The organism is Salinicola endophyticus, assembly GCF_040536835.1.
GTDB lineage: Bacteria > Pseudomonadota > Gammaproteobacteria > Pseudomonadales > Halomonadaceae > Salinicola > Salinicola endophyticus_A.
Genome location: NZ_CP159578.1, coordinates 2,987,205 through 3,004,624, shown reverse-complemented (window position 1 = coordinate 3,004,624; position 17,420 = coordinate 2,987,205). Strand labels below are relative to the sequence as shown.

The window sequence follows — 17,420 nt, the reverse complement described above, 5'->3', positions numbered from 1 at the left end:
GGTGTGGAAAAGGAAGTCGTCTATGTGTACCCGGATTTTAAATAATATCGATGTGTCCCATGTGACCGTCGGTCGATGCATGGATTGGGAGTTTATGCTCCCTGCGTATATCTACTGCCAGCCCGCCAATCGATACTGTATGGGGCTCAGGTCTGAGCAAGCCCGTGAGCTAGAGATCGGTGAAGCGCATATTTTGACTTGGCAAGCACGCTATGCGTCGGTGACCACCCAAGTGGGAGAAGAGGGGGTGTTTGGTACGGATGATGGTATCAATGAAGCGGGGTTGGTTGTTAATGTTCTGTACGACGCTGACTGTGATTATGGTACGGTTCCTTCCAGTGGCGACTTCCATGCGCTGAGCGTTTTGCGCTGGGGGCAATTCATTCTTGATAGCTTTGCCACTGTAGATAGTGCACTTGCGTATTTCAAACGACACCAGATTCATCTGGTGAGTGAATCTGTCCCAGGGGACGAGTCTTCGGGCGCTGAATTGCATGTCGCGTTGTCGGATGCAAAAGGCGACTCCGCCGTGATCGAAATACATAAAGGGGAAATGGTTTTTTACGAGAGCCCGCAATATACGGTGGTGACCAATCAGCCCAGTTATGAGGCGCAGCTGGTGATGTCGCAGTACTGGTTTTATCAATGGGGGTTGTCTGAGGCGACCAATAATAATCCAGTGTATACCTGTCCTGGTGGTGACACCCCGGTTCAGCGCTTTCAGCGAGCTTGCTTCTATCGTTATATGCACCGTGCTCAAGAGAAGCGAGTCGATCGTCTTATGCAGGTTCGTTCGATGATCAATACTTGCGCTGTACCGCTTGGTTTCCAAGCGGATAATCATGGGGGCGACGATAGCCCTTATACGTTATGGTTGAATCTGGCTGACAGTAAGCAGTTGCGCTACTATTTTTTGTTTACAGACCGCTTGGGAGGCCTGGAGTTCGATGTCAAGGGGATTACGGAAACCAAACGGCTTCAGGTAGCTGGTGAGGGAGCGACAACATTGAGTTTTGGGCCGGCTAATGAAGCGATGCAGCCTTGTGAGCCGTTGTTTGAGGCTTGATATCAGCTGAGTGCAGGTACGAGGCCGCACCGAAGCGGACGGCCTCGTATCTTCATCAGGGAGAATACTTGACCAGCTTGTAACAATTCTTTCCCGAGGTCTTGGCGCTGTATAGGGCCTCATCCACGCTGCGTAGTGTTGCGCGGTGCTCTTTGGCGTTATGAAATGCGCATCCTAGACTGACCGTCACTGGGCGCCCTGTAGCAAACTGATGACTCGAGACGGCTTCCAATAAGCGCTGTGGGAATCGCATCACTTCTTTTTCGTGGCTGGCATTGATCGCGATGATGAACTCTTCGCCACCCCATCGTCCTACGGTGCCATCGGTACCTGCAACAGACTGCATGATCTTGCCTAGACTGATGAGGACTTCGTCGCCGACCGCGTGCCCGAATTCATCATTGATGTTTTTGAAATTGTCCACGTCGGCCATGATGATGAATAAGCTTTTTTCTGAGTTCAGAAGCAGATCTTCCATATGGCGACGATTGAATAGCCCGGTCAAGGCGTCAGTCGATGCCAGGGTTCTCAGCTTGTCATTGGATTCCTGAAGAAGCTGGTGAGCGTAGCGACGGCTGGCTTCGTAATAGCACGACAGCATGAAAAGTAGTAGATAAATGGCGATGATGTTGGAGAAAGAGTCCCTGTCCCAGGGCGCAGGCTGCCAAACGCCTAGGTTGCTGCCTGATAGCCACATGACAAATGCTAAATACAGAAGGCTGTACAGCGTGCCATACAGGTAGCCGAGTAAGAAGATGCTGATCAATGGCGCGACAAAGGCCCAGGCCAACGAGTAGTCAAGATTGTTTCTGTCTACCATGACCATGAAACAGACACCGGTCACCATCAGGATCAAAATAAATGATGCCAGTAAGATCCAGCGAAAGCGTAGGAAAATATACAGTGACACGCCTCCCAGTAACGTGCCGGCCAAATCGACGTAAAAAAGAGGTGGGTAGTAGTCAATAACCAGGTTGTAAAATGTGAAAAATGCCGATACGGCAGTGCAGGATAGGATCGTGATGAGAATCAAGCCTAGGCGGCGGTACTGGTCGTTGGATTTGGAAATATTGAGATATTTGGATAGCAGGAACTCAACCACTTTTGTGCCTTTTACGTTCAATGTGGTTCTTCCTTTCTCATGAGTTAGTTTTTTATTGTTCGAGTCATGATGCGTGAAGGCAGATTGAAAAACGCATTATATACCGAAAGATGACAGGGTTGGAAAGTCCTCCCACCGGCGTCTAGGTCGCGCAGCACGAGCCCCGCTCAGGGCGGCATTGCTGGCCCTGAGATCGTCTGCGGCGGGCGCGCAAGGCTGGTTCTCGACCCGCTGGTTGGCCAGCTCGTTGCGCGGAGTGTCGTCGATCATGCCCGGCCTCTGAAGCCTCAGATTCGATAGCGTTTACCCTGGAGCATAGCGCCGGGTGATGTGGGTGGGCGTGATATCCGACCAATGTGGCAGGGGGGATCTGGCAGAAGCATGGCGGCAAGCCATTGAGACGAATCAGGAGACGATGAGGTGAATACAGGCTGCTAAGCTGGCGTGCATCTTCTGGCCGATGGAACACGAGCATCCCATGAGCGACACCATCATCGCCGACGAGCAGGTGCAGCTCGTCGATCCCCGCAACCGCCCCTGTGGCAGCGCTTCCCGGGTCACAATGCGGCGCCTGGGGTGCTGGCACCGCGCCACCTATATCGTGGTGCGCAATCCGGCCGGCGAGCTCTGCGTGCAGACACGAACGCTGATCAAGGAGACCCACCCGGGCTGGTACGATCTCGCCGCCGGTGGCGTGGTCGGGGCGGGGGAAGCGGCGTTACCGGCAGCGCGGCGCGAGCTCGAGGAGGAGCTGGGCATTCGGCGGGTACCGCTGGTCGCGCTGGGCGAGTTCCGTTTCGTCGATGGCGCCCTGCGCATCTATGGCAGTCTTTACGGTGCGCGCTATGCCGGCCCGCTACGCCTGCAGCCGGAGGAGGTGGCAGCGGTCAGCTGGCTGACACCTTCCGCAGCGCTGGCCCTGGCGCACGCCACGCCGGATACCCGTGTGGCGCTGGAACTGGCATTGAATCAGGATGGCTGGTGAAGCGCTGCCCGGCGTGGCAACCTTGTCGCCTCGATACTCAACGAACCCGTCGCGCTTTGCGGCGACGGCGTTCCAGGTCAGGATGAGCGGCCCGCCATGTCGCTGTACACGCAAGATTGCCGCACCCATGCCGGCGAACCCTTCAATCTGCGCGCGCTGCGCGGCCAGGTGCTGCTGGTGGTCAACGTCGCCAGCCAGTGCGGTTTCACGCCCCAGTTAGAGGGGTTGGAGAAGCTCTATCGCGAGTACCGCGACCAGGGCTTCACCATTCTCGCCTTTCCGTGCAACCAGTTCGGCCGCCAGTCGCCGGAGTCGGCCAGCCAGTTCGGCGCCTTCTGCGAACAGCGCTACTCGGTGACCTTCCCGCTGATGGAGAAGGTCAAGGTCAACGGCCGCGACGCCCATCCGCTGTTCACGCAGCTCAGGCGGCAGGCGCCGGGGTTTCTCGGCAGCACGCCGATCAAGTGGAACTTCACCAAGTTTCTGGTCGGCCGTGATGGCCAGATCATCCGCCGCTTCGGCCCCCGCGCCTCGCCGCGCTCGCTGCGGCGGGATATCCAGAAAGCGCTGGATACGCCGTTCTCGGCGTGAGTTTCGCGTGAGGCTCCCAGATGGGTGGGCGCTCAGGTCGGTGGGCGTTCGCCACGCTCTACCATCAACCGATAGACCAGTTCGTCGAAGCGCGGCCGGCTCATCATGGTGGTAAGCCCGGAAAAGAGGGTAGCAACGGCCTTGCGCGCGCCGCTCAGACGGCGGTTATGGCGGACCAGGCGCAAGAGCAGCAGGTTCTCGTCGAAAGCGCGCCACTCACCTGCCATCGACACTTGATAGCGCACCATCACTGGCGACATCTCCAGCCGATAGACCCACTCCAGCTCCTTCAGCGTCAGGCCGCTGGCCTCGATCTCGCGCACCATGCGCGCAAAGTCCGTCTCGCGCGGTTCGCGCTCCAGCCATAGCGCCGACAGCGCCAGCCACAGCGCGCCGCGGCGGGCGATCAATGTTTCGATTTCCTGTTCGTCGCTCATGCTGACTCTCTGGCCGCAGGGGCTCGGGGGATATGGCGCGCCATCTTCGGATAGTGGGCAGGCCGACACAAGAGAACCGCCGCATAAATGCCTGCACGAGCGAATGGCTACGTTGCGCGGTACTCGAAGGCTCGCCTAACCCCATGTTATGTCTCGACTTCTGCGTTCCGTGCGCCTTGCCCTTCATCTCGTTCGGCGATTTATTCTGCGCTTCCCAAGCCTGCGCGGGCTGCGCACAAGTTTTCGTCACCCTGTTAGAATGCGCTCAACATCGCTGTGGGGGGAGCCTCCCACAGCGTTCCGATTCGGTACTGAAAGACGAGGTTAGACGTGATCATCAAGCCCAAGGTCCGCGGTTTCATCTGCACCACGACCCATCCGCTCGGCTGCGAGCGCAACGTGCTCGAACAGATCGAGGCGACCCGCGCGAATCTCGATGGCGTCGAAGGCGGGCCGCGCAATGTGCTGGTCATCGGTGCCTCCAGCGGTTACGGCCTGGCGGCGCGTATCACCGCCGCCTTCGGCTACGGTGCCGACACCCTGGGCGTGTTCTTCGAAAAGCCCGGCAGCGAGAAGAAGCCGGGGACTGCGGGTTGGTACAACGCCGCCGCGTTCGACAAGTTCGCCAAGGCCGAAGGGCTCTACAGCAAGGCGATCAATGGCGACGCCTTCTCCCACGAAGTGCGCGAGAAGGCGATCGAGCTGATCCGTGAAGACATGGGCCAGATCGATCTGGTGATCTACTCCCTCGCTTCGCCGGTGCGCAAGATGCCGGACAGCGGTGAACTCAAGCGCTCGAGCCTCAAGCCGATCGGTGAGACCTACACCGCGACCGCCATCGACACCAACAAGGACACCATCATCGAGGCCTCGGTGGAGCCAGCTACCGAGCAGGAAGTCGCCGATACCATCGACGTCATGGGCGGCCAGGATTGGGAGCTGTGGATCGATGCCCTGGACAAGGCCGGCGTGCTCGCACCCGGTGCCAAGTCGGTGGCGTTCAGCTATATCGGCACCGATATCACCTGGCCGATCTACTGGCACGGTGCCCTGGGCAAGGCCAAGGAGGATCTCGATCGCGCTGCCAGTGAGATCGACGCGCGCCTCGGCCAGCAGGGTGGCAGCGCCAACGTGGCGGTGCTCAAGTCGGTGGTGACCCAGGCCAGCGCCGCGATCCCGGTGATGCCGCTCTATATCTCCATGGTCTACAAGGTGATGAAGGCGCAGGGCGTTCACGAGGGCACCATCGAGCAGCTCAACCGGCTGTTCGGCGAGCGCCTCTACGCCGCCGGCGAGCCGCCGCTCGACGAGGCCGGGCGTCTGCGCCTGGACGACTGGGAACTGCGCGACGATATCCAGGACGCGTGCAAGGCGCTGTGGCCGCAGGTCACCAGTGACAACCTGTTCGAGCTCACCGACTACGCCGGCTACAAGCACGAGTTTCTCAAGCTGTTCGGCTTCGAGCGTGAAGACGTCGATTACGATGCCGAGGTCGATCCGATGGTCGAGTTCGATGTCGTCCAGATGTGATCCGCGTGCGCTGAGCGGGCAGGGCGCCGGGGGCTCGCGGGCGTGATACCGAGAGTTCCGACAGCGTGACCACGCCTGCCCATGACGCCCCACGGCAGGTGGGGTTCGTGCTCCTGCCCGGGTTTTCGCTGCTGGCCCAGGCCTGCGCCATCGAGCCGCTGATCGTCGCCAATGGCCTGGCCGAGCGACGCCTCTACGGGGTCACCACCTTCGGCATTGATGGCCGCCCGGTGGCCAGCGTGGCCGAGCTGGCGCTGACGCCCCAGGGCGTGGCCGGCAGCGATGCGCGCCATCTCGATCTGCTGTTCGTGTGCGCGCCGCCGCTGGCCGCTGACGTGGCGCGGGATGCCAACGACACCCTGCTCGCCTGGCTCAAGCGGCTGGCCCAGCGCGGCGTGATGCTGGGCGGTATCGCCGGCGGTACCCAGTGGCTGGCCCGCGCCGGGGTGCTCGACGGCTATCGCGCCTCGATCCCCTACGCCAGCGCCGACACCTTCAGCCGCGCCTTTCCCGCGATTCACGTCTCACATCAGCTGTTCGAGATCGACCGGGACCGCCTGACCTGCGGCGGCGGTACCGCGGCAATGGATATGTTGATGACGCTGATCGGGCAGCAGCAGGGCGCGGGGCTGGCCCAGCGCATCTCCGAGCACTTCGTGTGCGAGCGTATCCGCATGGCCGACGAGCCCCAGCAGCTGCCGCTGCGCTCGCGGCTGGGCAACGCCCCCGAGAGCCTGCTCGACGCGGTGGCGCTGATGGAGGCCAATATCGAAGAGCCGCTCACCACTCACGAGCTGTCGGCGCACCTGGGAATCTCCCGGCGTCAGTTGGAGCGGCTGTTCAAGAAGCATCTGCAGGCGGTGCCCAGCCGCTACTATCTCAACCTGCGTCTGCAGCGCGCGCGGCGGCTGCTGCGCGAGAGCGATCAGGCGGTGGGCGATATCGCCCTGGCCCACGGCTTCTCCTCGGGGGCGCACTTTTCCACCAGCTATCGCCACCATTTCGGCATCAGCCCGCGCGATGAGCGCTTGGTACACGTACCCCGCGATCCGGAGGGCGACGCATGACACTGACGCTCGAGCAGCACTGGCTGACCCAGGCACGGCGGGTGCCTTCGCCCAATGCCAACGCCCGCCCCGAGGGGGAGGTCTCGGCGGTGGTAGTGCACGGCATCAGTCTGCCGCCGGGCGAGTTCGGCGGGCCGGCGATCGAACAGCTGTTCACCAATACACTGGTACCCACGGCGCACCCTTACTTCGCCAGCATCGCTGCGCTGCGGGTCTCGGCGCATCTGCTGATCCGGCGTGACGGCGAGCTGGTGCAGTTCGTGCCCTTCGATGCCCGCGCCTGGCATGCCGGGCGTTCGCGCTGGCGTGACGAGACGGGCCGTCTGCGCGAGGGGCTCAACGACTTCGCCATCGGTATCGAGCTGGAGGGCACCGACGAACGCCCCTATCGGGCGGCGCAGTACCACGCCCTGGCCGCGGTGCTCTCGACCCTGATGCAGCACTATCCGGCAATCACCCCGGCGCGCCTGGTAGGCCACGCGCAGATCGCGCCGCTGCGCAAACGCGACCCCGGGCCGGCCTTCGACTGGGCCTATCTGCGCCGCTGCCTGGGCCGAGTCTTTTCCTGACAACTCCAGGCCCGAGGTCCCCAGCCTGACAACCTCAGTTCTGACAAACCCTGGCCGGCTGCTATGGTGAGGAGGTCAGCGGCGTGCGCCAGGGCTGGGCGAGGCGTGTGTCAATTCAGCGTTGGTTTGCCCCGAGGTAAATTCACTACCGCTTGGCGGGACACCGATCATCGTGCTGGCTCAAAACTCAAGTGTCTGTAAAGAAAGGATTTATACGAGCGTTTGACGGCGGAAACGGTGGCGGTGAATTGGCAGCGGTGCGCGTTTGCGGTATCTTCTTCGCCGGATTTTCCGCGTCACGCACGCCCGCTGTAATTCAGTTACAGCCGAACAATCTCGGAAAGCGGCCCCAAAAGAGCTGCACCTGCACCGAAGAGCGCATATTCCCAAGCCCCGCTGCGGCTACCCGCCACGGCCGGGCGAATGGCAAACCTTTTCCCATTCGGAGAGTTGTCTATGAGTCTGGAGACACGAGAAGATCTCGATCCGGTCGAAACCACGGAATGGCTGGACTCCCTGGCCTCGGTCGTCGAGCATGAGGGCGAGGAGCGCGCTCGGTACATCCTGAGTCGGCTGGCTGATCGCCTGCGTCGTGACGGCTCTTCGCCGCCGTTCTCCGGCACCACGCCGCACCGCAATACCATTCCGGTGCATCGTGAAGCCAAGATCCCCGGCGACATGTTCATCGAGCGCAAGATCCGCTCGGCGATCCGCTGGAACGCCATGGTCCAGGTGCTGCGGGCCAACAAGAAGCACAAGGGGCTGGGCGGCCATATCGCCAGCTACCAGTCCAGTGCGACCCTCTACGAAGTCGGCTTCAACCACTTCTTCCGCGCCGACAACGGTGACCACAAGGGTGACTTGCTCTACATCCAGGGCCATGTGACGCCTGGCATCTACGCGCGCTCCTTCCTGGAAGGTCGTCTCGACGAGACGCAGATGGACAGCTTCCGTCAGGAAGTCGATGGCGAAGGTCTGCCTTCTTATCCGCACCCCTACCTGATGCCGGACTACTGGCAGTTCCCCACCGTCTCCATGGGGCTGGGTCCGATCCAGGCGATCTATCAGGCCCACGTGATGAAGTATCTCAACTCGCGTGAGCTCGAGGACATGCAGGACCGCAAGGTCTGGGCCTTCCTCGGCGATGGCGAGTGTGACGAGCCGGAATCCCTCGGTGCGCTGCATCTGGCCAGCCGCGAGAAGCTCGACAATCTGATCTTCGTCATCAACTGCAACCTGCAGCGTCTCGACGGCCCGGTACGCGGCAACTCGCGCGTGATCGACGAGCTTGAAGGGGTGTTCCGCGGTGCCGGCTGGAACGTCATCAAGGTGGTCTGGGGCGGTCTGTGGGACCCGCTGTTCGAGAAAGACACCAAGGGCATGCTGCAGAAGCGCATGGACGAGGCGGTCGACGGCGAGTACCAGAACTACAAGGCCCAGGGTGGCAAGTACACCCGCGACAACTTCTTCGGCAAGTACGAAGAGACCGCCGAGATGGTCAAGGATTACTCCGACGAGGAGGTCTTCCGTCTCAACCGCGGTGGCCACGATCCGCAGAAGGTCTACGCGGCCTACCACGAGGCGGTCAACAACGCCAACGGGCGTCCCACCGTGATCCTGGCGCACACCGTCAAGGGCTACGGCATGGGTGGCGGCCACGGCGAAGCCGACATGGAAGCGCACCAGATCAAGTCGATGGACGTCGACGCGCTCAAGGCGTTCCGTGATCGCTTCGGCATCCCGATCTCCGACAAGCAGATCGAGAGTGGCGACATCCCCTACTACAAGCCCGACGACGACAGCCCGGAGATGAAGTACCTGCATCTCCAGCGCGAAAAGCTCGGCGGCTTCCTGCCGGCGCGCAAGTCGGACTTCGAGGCGCTGGAAATCCCTGGCCTCGACGACAAGATGTTCGCCACCCAGCTCAAGGGCTCGGGCGACCGCGAAGTCTCCACCACCATGTCCTTCGTGCGTGTGCTCAATGGACTGGTCAAGCACAAGCAGCTGGGCTCGCGGGTGGTGCCGATCATCCCCGACGAAGCGCGCACCTTCGGCATGGAAGGGATGTTCCGTCAGCTCGGTATCTACGCCGCCGAAGGCCAGAAGTACGAGCCGATGGATGCCGGCCAGATCATGTACTACCGCGAGGACAAGAAGGGTCAGATCCTCGAGGAGGGCATCACCGAAGCCGGCTCGATGTCGGCGTGGATCGCTGCGGCGACCGCCTACGCCAACCATCACCTGCCGCTGATGCCGTTCTACATCTACTACTCGATGTTCGGCTACCAGCGTATCGGTGACCTGATCTGGGCTGCCGGTGACCTGCAGGCGCGCGGCTTCATGGTCGGCGGCACCGCCGGGCGTACCACCATCAACGGTGAAGGCCTGCAGCACCAGGACGGCCACAGCCACATCCTGATGTCCACGGTGCCCACCTGCCGTGCCTACGACCCCTGCTACGGCCACGAAGTGGCAGTGATCGTCCAGGACGGCCTCAAGCGGATGTTCCAGGACAAGGAGAACTGCTTCTACTACCTGACCGTGATGAACGAGAACTACGCGCATCCGGAGATGGTGGAAGGCAGCGAAGAGGGCATCGTGCGCGGCATGTACCGCCTGCACGAAGGCAAGGCCGCGGCCAAGAAGAAGCAGCCGCGGGTTCAGCTGCTGGGCAGCGGCACCATCCTGCGCGAAGTCGAAGCCGCCGCCGAGATGCTCGCCGAAGAGCATGGCGTGGTCGCTGACGTCTGGAGCGTGACCAGCTTCAACGAGCTGCGTCGCGAAGCGCTGGAGTACGATCGTCAGCAGTTCCTCGACTACGACGAGAAGCGCGAGAAGCCGTGGGTGTCGCAGCAGCTCGAAGGCACCGAAGGCCCGGTGATCGCCGCGACCGACTACATGAAGCTCTACGCCGACCAGATCCGTGCCTGGGTGCCGGGCGATTTCCATGTCCTGGGTACCGATGGCTTCGGCCGCTCCGATACGCGTGAGCAGCTGCGTCACTTCTTCGAGGTCGACCGCTACTACGTCACCGTTCAGGCGCTGCGCGCCCTGGCCAAACGCGGTGAGATCGACGGCAAGGTCGTCAACGACGCGATGAAGAAATATGGCCTCGATCCGGCCAAGCCCAGCCCGCTGGTGTCTTGATCGGCAGTTTCCATCGCAGGGTCGCCGCCTCCAGGGGCGGTGACCGCGGCCAGTTGAGCCGGCGCGTGTGCATGACGCGCTGGCGGATGATCAGAGGAGCGCGACCTTGAGTAGCGAAATCATCAAAGTTCCCGACATCGGCGGTAGCGACGGTGTCGAAATCATCGAGATCTCGGTGCAGGCGGGCGACGTCATCGCCGCCGAAGACACCATGATCGTGCTGGAGTCCGACAAGGCCTCGATGGACGTGCCGGCACCCAAGGCCGGCAAGGTCGTCAAGGTGCTGGTGAAGGAGGGCGACACCGTCTCCGAAGGCGACGACATCCTCGAACTCGAAGCGGAAGGCGAGGGTGACGCCGACGCCGAGCAGGACGAGAGTGACGCCGAAGCGGATGACGCCCAGGAAGAGAGCCAGGACGCTGAGTCCGAGCACGCCTCCGCCAGCGAAGCGGCGCCGAAGAAGAAGTCCGGCGGCGGCAAGCGCACCGTCGAGGTCAAGGTGCCGGATATCGGCGGCGGCGACGGCGTCGAGATCATCGAAGTCGCGGTGAGCGAGGGCGACGAGATCAGCGCCGAAGACACGCTGATCACCCTGGAGTCCGACAAGGCCTCCATGGACGTGCCCAGCCCCTACAGCGGCAAGATCGTCTCGCTCTCGATCAAGGAGGGCGACAGCGTCTCCGAAGGTGACCTGATCGGCACCATGGAGATCGCCGGTGAGGGCGACGACGACGCCGAAGACGACGCGCCCGCGGCGGACGATGCCGAAGCGCCAAGTACCGACGACAGCACCGATGCTGAAGACGATAGCGCCGACGAAGACGGTGACGACGAAGGCACCGACGACAGCGCAGGCGGTCGTCAGGAGATTCGCGTGCCGGATATCGGCGGCAGCGAAGGCGTCGAGATCATCGAAGTCGCGATCAGCGAAGGCGATGAGATCGACAAGGAAGACACCCTGATCACCCTGGAGTCCGACAAGGCCTCCATGGACGTGCCCAGCCCGGTCAAGGGCAAAGTGGTCGAGCTGGCGGTCAAGGAGGGCGATAGCGTCTCCGAGGGCGACCTGATCGGCTACGTCGAAGTCGCCGGCCAGTCGGGTGGCAAGAAGAAAGCCGCCAAGTCCGGTGGTGACAAGGACAAGGCCGGGTCGAAGGCGCCGGCGGCCAAGAAAGACGATGCCAAGGCAGCCACCGATTCGCGTGCGCAGAAGCAGCAGAGCGGCGAGCCGAGCCCGGAAGCGCGTCACAAGCACGGCGATGACAAGAGCGCCGGTGCCCATGTGCATGCCGGGCCCGCGGTGCGCAAGATGGCCCGCGAGCTGGGCGTCGAGCTGAACGAAGTCAAGGGCTCCGGTCCCAAGGGGCGCATCCTCAAGGATGACGTCGACGGCTTCGTCAAGCAGGTGATGCAGGCACGCAAGCAGGGTGGTGGGCAGGCGGCAGCGCCCGCGGCCAGCGGCGGCGCCGGTATCCCGCCGGTACCGGCGGTCGACTTCAGCCAGTTCGGCGAGATCGAAGAGAAGCCGATGGGCCGCCTGATGAAGGCCGGGGCGACCAACCTGCATCGCAGCTGGCTCAACGTGCCCCACGTCACCCAGTTCGACGAGGCGGACATCACCGAGCTGGAAGCCTTCCGCAAGGCGATGAAGGACGAGGCACAGCAGCAGGGCGCCAAGCTCACGCCGCTGCCGTTCATGATCAAGGCTGCGGCCAAGGCGCTGGAGAAATTCCCGCAGTTCAACGTCTCGCTGCATCCGGATGGCGACAAGCTCATCCAGAAGAAGTATTTCCACATCGGCGTGGCGGTGGACACCCCCAACGGCCTGATGGTGCCGGTGATCCGCAATGTGGATCAGAAGGGCATCATCGAGCTGGCCAAGGAGGTGATCGACCTCGCCGGGCGCGCCCAGGAGGGCAAGCTCAAGCGCGACGAGATGCAGGGTGGCTGTTTCACCATCTCCAGCCTGGGCTCGATCGGCGGTACTGCCTTCACGCCGATCGTCAACACGCCGGAAGTGGCGATTCTGGGGGTCTCCAAGTCGCAGATGAAACCGGTCTGGAACGGTTCGGAGTTCAAGCCGCGGCTGATGTGCCCGCTGTCGCTCTCCTACGATCACCGGGCGGTCAACGGTGCCGATGCGGCGCGCTTCACCGCCTATCTGGCCCAGGTGCTCACCGACATCCGCCGCATGCTGGTCTAAGCGCGCGGTTCGGCAGTACCAGCGCCGATGGCTTCTGCGGGAGCCATCGGCGTTTTTTGTGAAGAGCCATCGGCGTTTTTCATGAAGAGCCATCAGCGTTTTTTGTAAATGGTCATCGGCGTTCTGTAAGTAGCCATCGGCATTTTTTGTGGCGGTTTTACAGAGCGCCATCGGCGCTTTCACGCCCCTATCCCCCACGATTTCTCACCTCGGGCCCGCTCTGCGCCCAACCGAGCCTTGTGCGCCCGAGTGGCGAAAGGTATCGTCATGTGCCACTGACGATGTTACCGGCGTCGCCTCGGGCGGCCGTGAGGTCACATAAGAACGATGCCATTCACGAAGGAGCTGTATCGATGCGTTTGATCCTCTTGGGCGCCCCTGGCGCTGGCAAGGGCACCCAAGCTCAGTTCATCTGCGAGCACTTCCATATCCCGCAGATTTCCACCGGCGATATGCTGCGTGCCGCCGTCAAGGAAGGCAGCGAACTGGGGATCAAGGTCAAGGAGACCATGAACAGCGGCTCGCTGGTGTCGGACGATCTGATCATCGCCCTGGTCAAGGAGCGCATCGCGCAGCCGGATTGCGCCAACGGCTTCCTGTTCGACGGTTTTCCGCGCACCCTGCCGCAGGCCGACGCCATGAAGGATGCCGGCATCAAGCTGGACCACGTGGTCGAGATCGCGGTCGACGACGAAGAGATCGTCAAGCGTCTGGCCGGTCGCCGCGTCCACCCGGATTCCGGGCGTGTCTACCACCTCGAGTACAAGCCGCCGCGCGAGCCGGGCAAGGACGACGTCACCGGCGAGCCGCTGATCCAGCGTGACGACGATACCGAGAAGACCGTGCGTCATCGTCTCTCGGTCTATCACGATCAGACCGCGCCGCTGGTCGGCTACTACCAGGAGTGGGCCGCCGAAGACCCCGAAGCGGCGCCGGCCTACCACCGTATCGCCGGTGTCGGCAGCGTCGACGATATCCGCTCCCGCGTGCTCTCCGCCCTCGAGGGCTGAGACCGTGCGACCGTCCCGCCAGTCGGCGGGGCGGTCGTCGCCACGCCTGTCACACGCTATACTCGCCCCTCCTTTTGTAGTCACCCCGGGAAACCGATGTCGACGCTGCTGGCCCTAGACGCCTCCTCGACCGCCTGCTCCTGCGCGCTCTGGCGGGACGACGACCTGATTCATCGTTTTGAAATCGCCCCGCGCGAACATACCCGCCGGCTGCTGCCGATGGTCGACGAACTCCTCGCCGAGGCGGATCTCGCTCTCACCGCGCTGGATGCCATTGCCTATGGTCATGGTCCCGGTTCGTTCACCGGGCTGCGCATCGCTGCGGGTATCGCCCAGGGTCTTGCCTACGGCGCCGAGCTGCCGCTGATGGGGGTCTCCACCCTCGAGGCGCTGGCGCTGGCGGCACACCGCAAGTGGCATGCGCGCCATGTGATCGCGGCGCTGGATGCGCGCATGGACGAGATCTACGTTGGCGCCTATCGCTGTGCCGACGGCGAGCTGACGCCCTGCCTCGAGGAGCGCGTGATCGCCCCCGAGCGGCTGCGGTTGCCGGCGGAGAGCGGTGATCGCGAATGGCTGGGCATCGGTAGCGGCTGGCAACTGCTGGCACGCATGCCGGTGGAGATACAGGCCGTGCTGCCCCAGACTCTGCCTGACGAGCTGCCGGCGGCCGAAGACATTGCGCGTCTCGCCGCCGCCGCTTGGGCGCGCGGCGAGCGTGGCGCACCGCCGCATGCGGTGACGCCGGTCTATCTGCGCAATGAGGTGGCATGGCGCAAGGCTTAGGTATGGTTTAGAAAGGACGGCGCTCGCCCGCTTGTCAGACAGTCCTGAACGCTGTCTGGACCAAGCTCCGCGACTCGCGATAGGCAGCCCAGGAAGGGCTGAGTCCGGCAGGGCAGTGTGACTCGCGGCGGCAGTGGCCATTCCACGCTTATCCCGGGGCGGCTGGCCCCCTCTGCAAGGAAACGCTTCATCATGGACGTGTTGCATCTCGCGGCGCTGGCGCTGATCCAGGGCCTGACCGAATTCCTTCCGATCTCTTCCTCTGCCCATCTGATCCTGCCGTCGCAGTTGCTCGGCTGGCCGGATCAGGGGCTGGCATTCGATGTCGCCGTGCACATCGGCTCGCTGGGCGCGGTGCTGGTGGCCTTCCGCCACGAGGTGATCAAGATTCTTTGCGCCTGGTTCGGGCAGTTCGGCGCGCGTGGGCCGAGCCCCGAGAGCCGACTGGGCTGGGCGATCATCGTCGCCACGCTCCCGGCAGTGGTGTTCGGCCTGCTGGTCGACGACTGGGTCGAATCCGCCGGGCGCTCGGTGCTGGTGATCGCCACCACCACGATCGTCTTCGGCGTGCTGCTGGGCATCGCCGACGCTCGCGGCAGCCGGGTCGAGCCGCTGGGCGCGATGACCTTAAAGCGCGCGCTGCTGATCGGCCTGGCCCAGGCGGCGGCGCTGATTCCCGGCACCTCACGCTCGGGCATCACCATGACCGCCGCGCTCATGCTCGGCTTCACCCGGCAGGCGGCGGCACGCTTCTCGTTTCTGCTCTCGATTCCGCTGATCCTGGCCGCCGGTACCCTCAAGGGGGTCGAGCTGGCGCAGTCGGGTACCGCCACCCAGTGGCACGAGATCGCCCTTGGCGTGGGCTTCTCCTTCGTCGCCGCCTGGCTCTGCATCAAGCTGTTCCTGGCTGCGCTCGACCGCATCGGCATGCTGCCGTTCGTGATCTACCGTCTGCTACTCGGCGTGGTGCTGTTCGTATGGGCGACCTGAGCGGCGCTCTGCCGGTGGATGAGGCGGTGGTCGTGGTAGGCGAGCCGCTGCGCCCGCTGGCGGCTCGCTATGGGCTGACGTGGCGCGCCGAGCCGCCAGCCGAGGGTCTGGCCCTGCGCCAGGGCCCGGCGGGGCTGGAGATCGCCGGTGATCCGGCGCTCTACGGCCACCCTGTGCGTGCGGACTTCGTCAGCGGCGCTGCCGACCATCGGCGCCGCTTCGGCGGCGGCCGCGGCCAGCTGGTGGCCAAGGCGTGCGGCTTCGGCAAGGGCGTGCTACCCCAGGTGGTGGATGCCACCGCCGGACTCGGGCGTGACGCCTTCGTGCTCGCCTCGCTGGGCGCCCAGGTGCTGATGGTCGAGCGCGTGGCCGCGATCCATGCGCTGCTCGACGACGCCCTCGCGCGGCTGGCGGTTGCCGACGAACTCGGCGAGATCGCGGCACGACTGGCGCTGCGCCATGCCGATGGCACCACGGCGCTGGCGGATGCCATCGCCGACTGGCCGCACGCGCCGCAGGTGATCCATCTCGACCCGATGTTCCCCCATCGGGAGAAGTCCGCGCTGGTCAAGAGAGAGATGCGGCTGTTCCGCGAGCTGGCTGGCGCCGATGACGACGCCCCGCAGCTGCTGGCAGCGGCGTTGGATCTCGCCACCCACCGGGTGGTGGTCAAGCGCCCGCGCAAGGCGCCGCCCATCGCTGGCCCGGCGCCTCAGCACGTGATCGAGGGCAAGACCAGCCGCTACGATCTCTACGTGCGTCGCTCGCTGCGCACGGATGCCGCCTCGCCCTGAGCCACTGCCGTGGCCGCTGTCGCCCCTGCTGTCGTGCCCGTCGTCGCTGGTTTGCCTGCTGACGGCTGCTCCAGGGTCTCTCCCCGGCCTGCTGGGCGCTTGAATAGAATCAGCCACAGCGCCAGCGCGATCAGCGCGCCGCCGGCGGCGTGGGCCCAGGTCACCTGCTCGTCGAGAAACAGCGCGCCCCACAGCACGCCGAACAGCGGCACCAGTAGCGTCACCGTCAGCGGTTTGATCGGGCCCAGCTCCTCGACCAGACGGAAGTAGAGCAGATAGGCCAGCGACGTGCAGGCCAGCCCCAGTGCCAGCAGCGCCAGCCAGACGTGGACATCGTGCCACTCTCCCGCCGTGGGCTGCAGCGTCACCTGGCCCAGCATCAACGGCGCCAGTAGCAGCGTCGCGCCGAGCTGCGAGCCGAGCGCGATCAGACGTGAGTCGAGGCCGCCACGCTGGGCGATCCAGCGCCCCACCAGAAAGCCGCTGATGCCGTAGCAGGCCGCCGCCCCAAGGCAGGCCAGGGCGCCGATCATCAGACCGCTGCTCAGCGCCACCGGCCCGCTGACCACCAGTACCGCCACCCCCATCATGCCGACCACCACGCCGCCCAAGCGCTCGCGGGTCAGCCGCTCGGAAAAGCAGGCGGCGCCGATGAGTACACCCATCAGCGGCGTGGAGGCGTTGAGCAGCGCCGAGTAGCCCGCCGGGATGAAGCGCGCGGCGACGCAGAAAAGCGCAAACGGCAGCCCCGAGTTGATCATGCCGATCACCAGGGTGGTGACGAACTTGCCGTCGAAGCGCCAGCGCACGCGCCATACCAGTAGTACCGCGATCAGGCCGAGAGCACCGAAGAAGACGCGAAAGAAGGCGGTGGGAAAGACCCCCAGCGCCGGCGTGGCAATGCGCATGAACAGAAAGCTGGCACCCCATAACGAGGAGAGAAAAATCAGGCGCAGTACGGCGGGCAATGGCATGGGGCTCCTCCAGGCATCTCTTCCAGGTGCGCGCCCGGGGCCGAGGCGCGCTGACAGTCAGCAGTCTACGCCCGTTCGGTAGCATCGCCTGGCCATTTGCGGCGGCGGTGTTCGCTACGTGCGTGTGGCCACGGCAGTAAGCCTCACTTCGCTCAGAGGGTGTTTACAA

Annotated in this window: 15 protein-coding genes; 12 read left to right on the top strand and 3 right to left on the bottom strand. The window is 63.6% G+C overall.

Features of this window, described 5'->3' with window-relative positions; genetic code table 11:
- Window positions 1-22: 22 nt before the first annotated feature.
- The gene (locus ABV408_RS13590) at window positions 23-1,066 is read left to right on the top strand and encodes a linear amide C-N hydrolase (RefSeq protein WP_353979461.1); all 1,044 of its coding nucleotides are present in this window, start codon (window positions 23-25) and stop codon (window positions 1,064-1,066) included.
- Window positions 1,067-1,121: 55 nt separating this feature from the next.
- Here the strand turns inward: ABV408_RS13590 and ABV408_RS13585 are convergent, their stop codons facing one another.
- Window positions 1,122-2,189: a GGDEF domain-containing protein gene (locus ABV408_RS13585; RefSeq protein ID WP_353979460.1), complete on the bottom strand. Its 1,068-nt coding sequence runs from the start codon at window positions 2,187-2,189 to the stop codon at window positions 1,122-1,124.
- 457 nt (window positions 2,190-2,646) lie between these two features.
- Between ABV408_RS13585 and ABV408_RS13580 the strand changes: the two genes are divergently transcribed.
- Window positions 2,647-3,153 carry an NUDIX domain-containing protein gene (locus ABV408_RS13580; protein WP_353979459.1) on the top strand — a complete coding sequence of 169 codons (507 nt, stop codon included), beginning with the start codon at window positions 2,647-2,649 and terminating at the stop codon, window positions 3,151-3,153.
- A 96-nt stretch (window positions 3,154-3,249) separates the two neighbouring features.
- Window positions 3,250-3,744: a glutathione peroxidase gene (locus tag ABV408_RS13575; protein ID WP_353979458.1), complete on the top strand. Its 495-nt coding sequence runs from the start codon at window positions 3,250-3,252 to the stop codon at window positions 3,742-3,744.
- Window positions 3,745-3,776: 32 nt separating this feature from the next.
- Here the strand turns inward: ABV408_RS13575 and ABV408_RS13570 are convergent, their stop codons facing one another.
- Window positions 3,777-4,181, bottom strand: a complete 405-nt coding sequence (locus ABV408_RS13570; protein ID WP_285950164.1) for a hypothetical protein — start codon at window positions 4,179-4,181, stop codon at window positions 3,777-3,779.
- 330 nt (window positions 4,182-4,511) lie between these two features.
- On the opposite strand from ABV408_RS13570, the gene fabV reads away from it, so the two are divergent.
- From fabV to ABV408_RS13525, 9 genes are all read left to right on the top strand, one after another.
- The gene (gene fabV / locus ABV408_RS13565; protein ID WP_353979457.1) at window positions 4,512-5,711 is read left to right on the top strand and encodes an enoyl-ACP reductase FabV; all 1,200 of its coding nucleotides are present in this window, start codon (window positions 4,512-4,514) and stop codon (window positions 5,709-5,711) included.
- Between the two features lie 65 nt (window positions 5,712-5,776).
- Complete coding sequence (locus tag ABV408_RS13560) at window positions 5,777-6,778, top strand: GlxA family transcriptional regulator (RefSeq protein WP_353979456.1); 1,002 nt, start codon at window positions 5,777-5,779, stop codon at window positions 6,776-6,778.
- A complete protein-coding gene (gene ampD, locus ABV408_RS13555; RefSeq protein ID WP_405049915.1) occupies window positions 6,775-7,347 on the top strand; it encodes a 1,6-anhydro-N-acetylmuramyl-L-alanine amidase AmpD in 573 nt (190 codons plus the stop codon). Before ABV408_RS13560 ends, ampD begins: the two co-directional genes overlap by 4 nt.
- A 456-nt stretch (window positions 7,348-7,803) precedes the next feature.
- Entirely contained in the window at window positions 7,804-10,494 is a 2,691-nt protein-coding gene (gene aceE / locus ABV408_RS13550) for a pyruvate dehydrogenase (acetyl-transferring), homodimeric type (protein WP_353979455.1), read from the top strand.
- A 106-nt stretch (window positions 10,495-10,600) separates the two neighbouring features.
- Window positions 10,601-12,697 (top strand): pyruvate dehydrogenase complex dihydrolipoyllysine-residue acetyltransferase, encoded by a 2,097-nt coding sequence (gene aceF / locus ABV408_RS13545; protein ID WP_353979454.1) that lies wholly within the window; start codon window positions 10,601-10,603, stop codon window positions 12,695-12,697.
- A gap of 353 nt (window positions 12,698-13,050) precedes the next feature.
- Entirely contained in the window at window positions 13,051-13,707 is a 657-nt protein-coding gene (adk, locus tag ABV408_RS13540) for an adenylate kinase (RefSeq protein ID WP_353979453.1), read from the top strand.
- Between the two features lie 96 nt (window positions 13,708-13,803).
- Entirely contained in the window at window positions 13,804-14,493 is a 690-nt protein-coding gene (tsaB, locus tag ABV408_RS13535; RefSeq protein ID WP_353979452.1) for a tRNA (adenosine(37)-N6)-threonylcarbamoyltransferase complex dimerization subunit type 1 TsaB, read from the top strand.
- A 192-nt stretch (window positions 14,494-14,685) separates the two neighbouring features.
- Window positions 14,686-15,483 carry an undecaprenyl-diphosphate phosphatase gene (locus ABV408_RS13530; RefSeq protein WP_353979451.1) on the top strand — a complete coding sequence of 266 codons (798 nt, stop codon included), beginning with the start codon at window positions 14,686-14,688 and terminating at the stop codon, window positions 15,481-15,483.
- Window positions 15,471-16,277 carry a class I SAM-dependent methyltransferase gene (locus ABV408_RS13525; RefSeq protein WP_353979450.1) on the top strand — a complete coding sequence of 269 codons (807 nt, stop codon included), beginning with the start codon at window positions 15,471-15,473 and terminating at the stop codon, window positions 16,275-16,277. The genes ABV408_RS13530 and ABV408_RS13525 overlap by 13 nt, the downstream gene beginning before the upstream one ends.
- On the opposite strand, the gene ABV408_RS13520 is transcribed toward ABV408_RS13525, so the two are convergent.
- Window positions 16,235-17,251: a DMT family transporter gene (locus tag ABV408_RS13520; RefSeq protein WP_353979449.1), complete on the bottom strand. Its 1,017-nt coding sequence runs from the start codon at window positions 17,249-17,251 to the stop codon at window positions 16,235-16,237. The genes ABV408_RS13525 and ABV408_RS13520 overlap by 43 nt on opposite strands.
- Window positions 17,252-17,420 lie beyond the last annotated feature (169 nt).

Bases quoted from the DNA above. Each gene is read 5' to 3' on its own strand.
- ABV408_RS13570 (WP_285950164.1), bottom strand. From the start codon at position 4,181: ATGAGCGACGAACAGGAAATCGAAACATTGATCGCCCGCCGCGGCGCG.
- ABV408_RS13580 (WP_353979459.1), top strand. From the start codon at position 2,647: ATGAGCGACACCATCATCGCCGACGAGCAGGTGCAGCTCGTCGATCCC.
- aceE (WP_353979455.1), top strand. From the start codon at position 7,804: ATGAGTCTGGAGACACGAGAAGATCTCGATCCGGTCGAAACCACGGAA.
- adk (WP_353979453.1), top strand. From the start codon at position 13,051: ATGCGTTTGATCCTCTTGGGCGCCCCTGGCGCTGGCAAGGGCACCCAA.
- ampD (WP_405049915.1), top strand. From the start codon at position 6,775: ATGACACTGACGCTCGAGCAGCACTGGCTGACCCAGGCACGGCGGGTG.
- tsaB (WP_353979452.1), top strand. From the start codon at position 13,804: ATGTCGACGCTGCTGGCCCTAGACGCCTCCTCGACCGCCTGCTCCTGC.
- ABV408_RS13525 (WP_353979450.1), top strand. From the start codon at position 15,471: ATGGGCGACCTGAGCGGCGCTCTGCCGGTGGATGAGGCGGTGGTCGTG.
- ABV408_RS13520 (WP_353979449.1), bottom strand. From the start codon at position 17,251: ATGCCATTGCCCGCCGTACTGCGCCTGATTTTTCTCTCCTCGTTATGG.
- ABV408_RS13590 (WP_353979461.1), top strand. From the start codon at position 23: ATGTGTACCCGGATTTTAAATAATATCGATGTGTCCCATGTGACCGTC.
- ABV408_RS13530 (WP_353979451.1), top strand. From the start codon at position 14,686: ATGGACGTGTTGCATCTCGCGGCGCTGGCGCTGATCCAGGGCCTGACC.
- ABV408_RS13575 (WP_353979458.1), top strand. From the start codon at position 3,250: ATGTCGCTGTACACGCAAGATTGCCGCACCCATGCCGGCGAACCCTTC.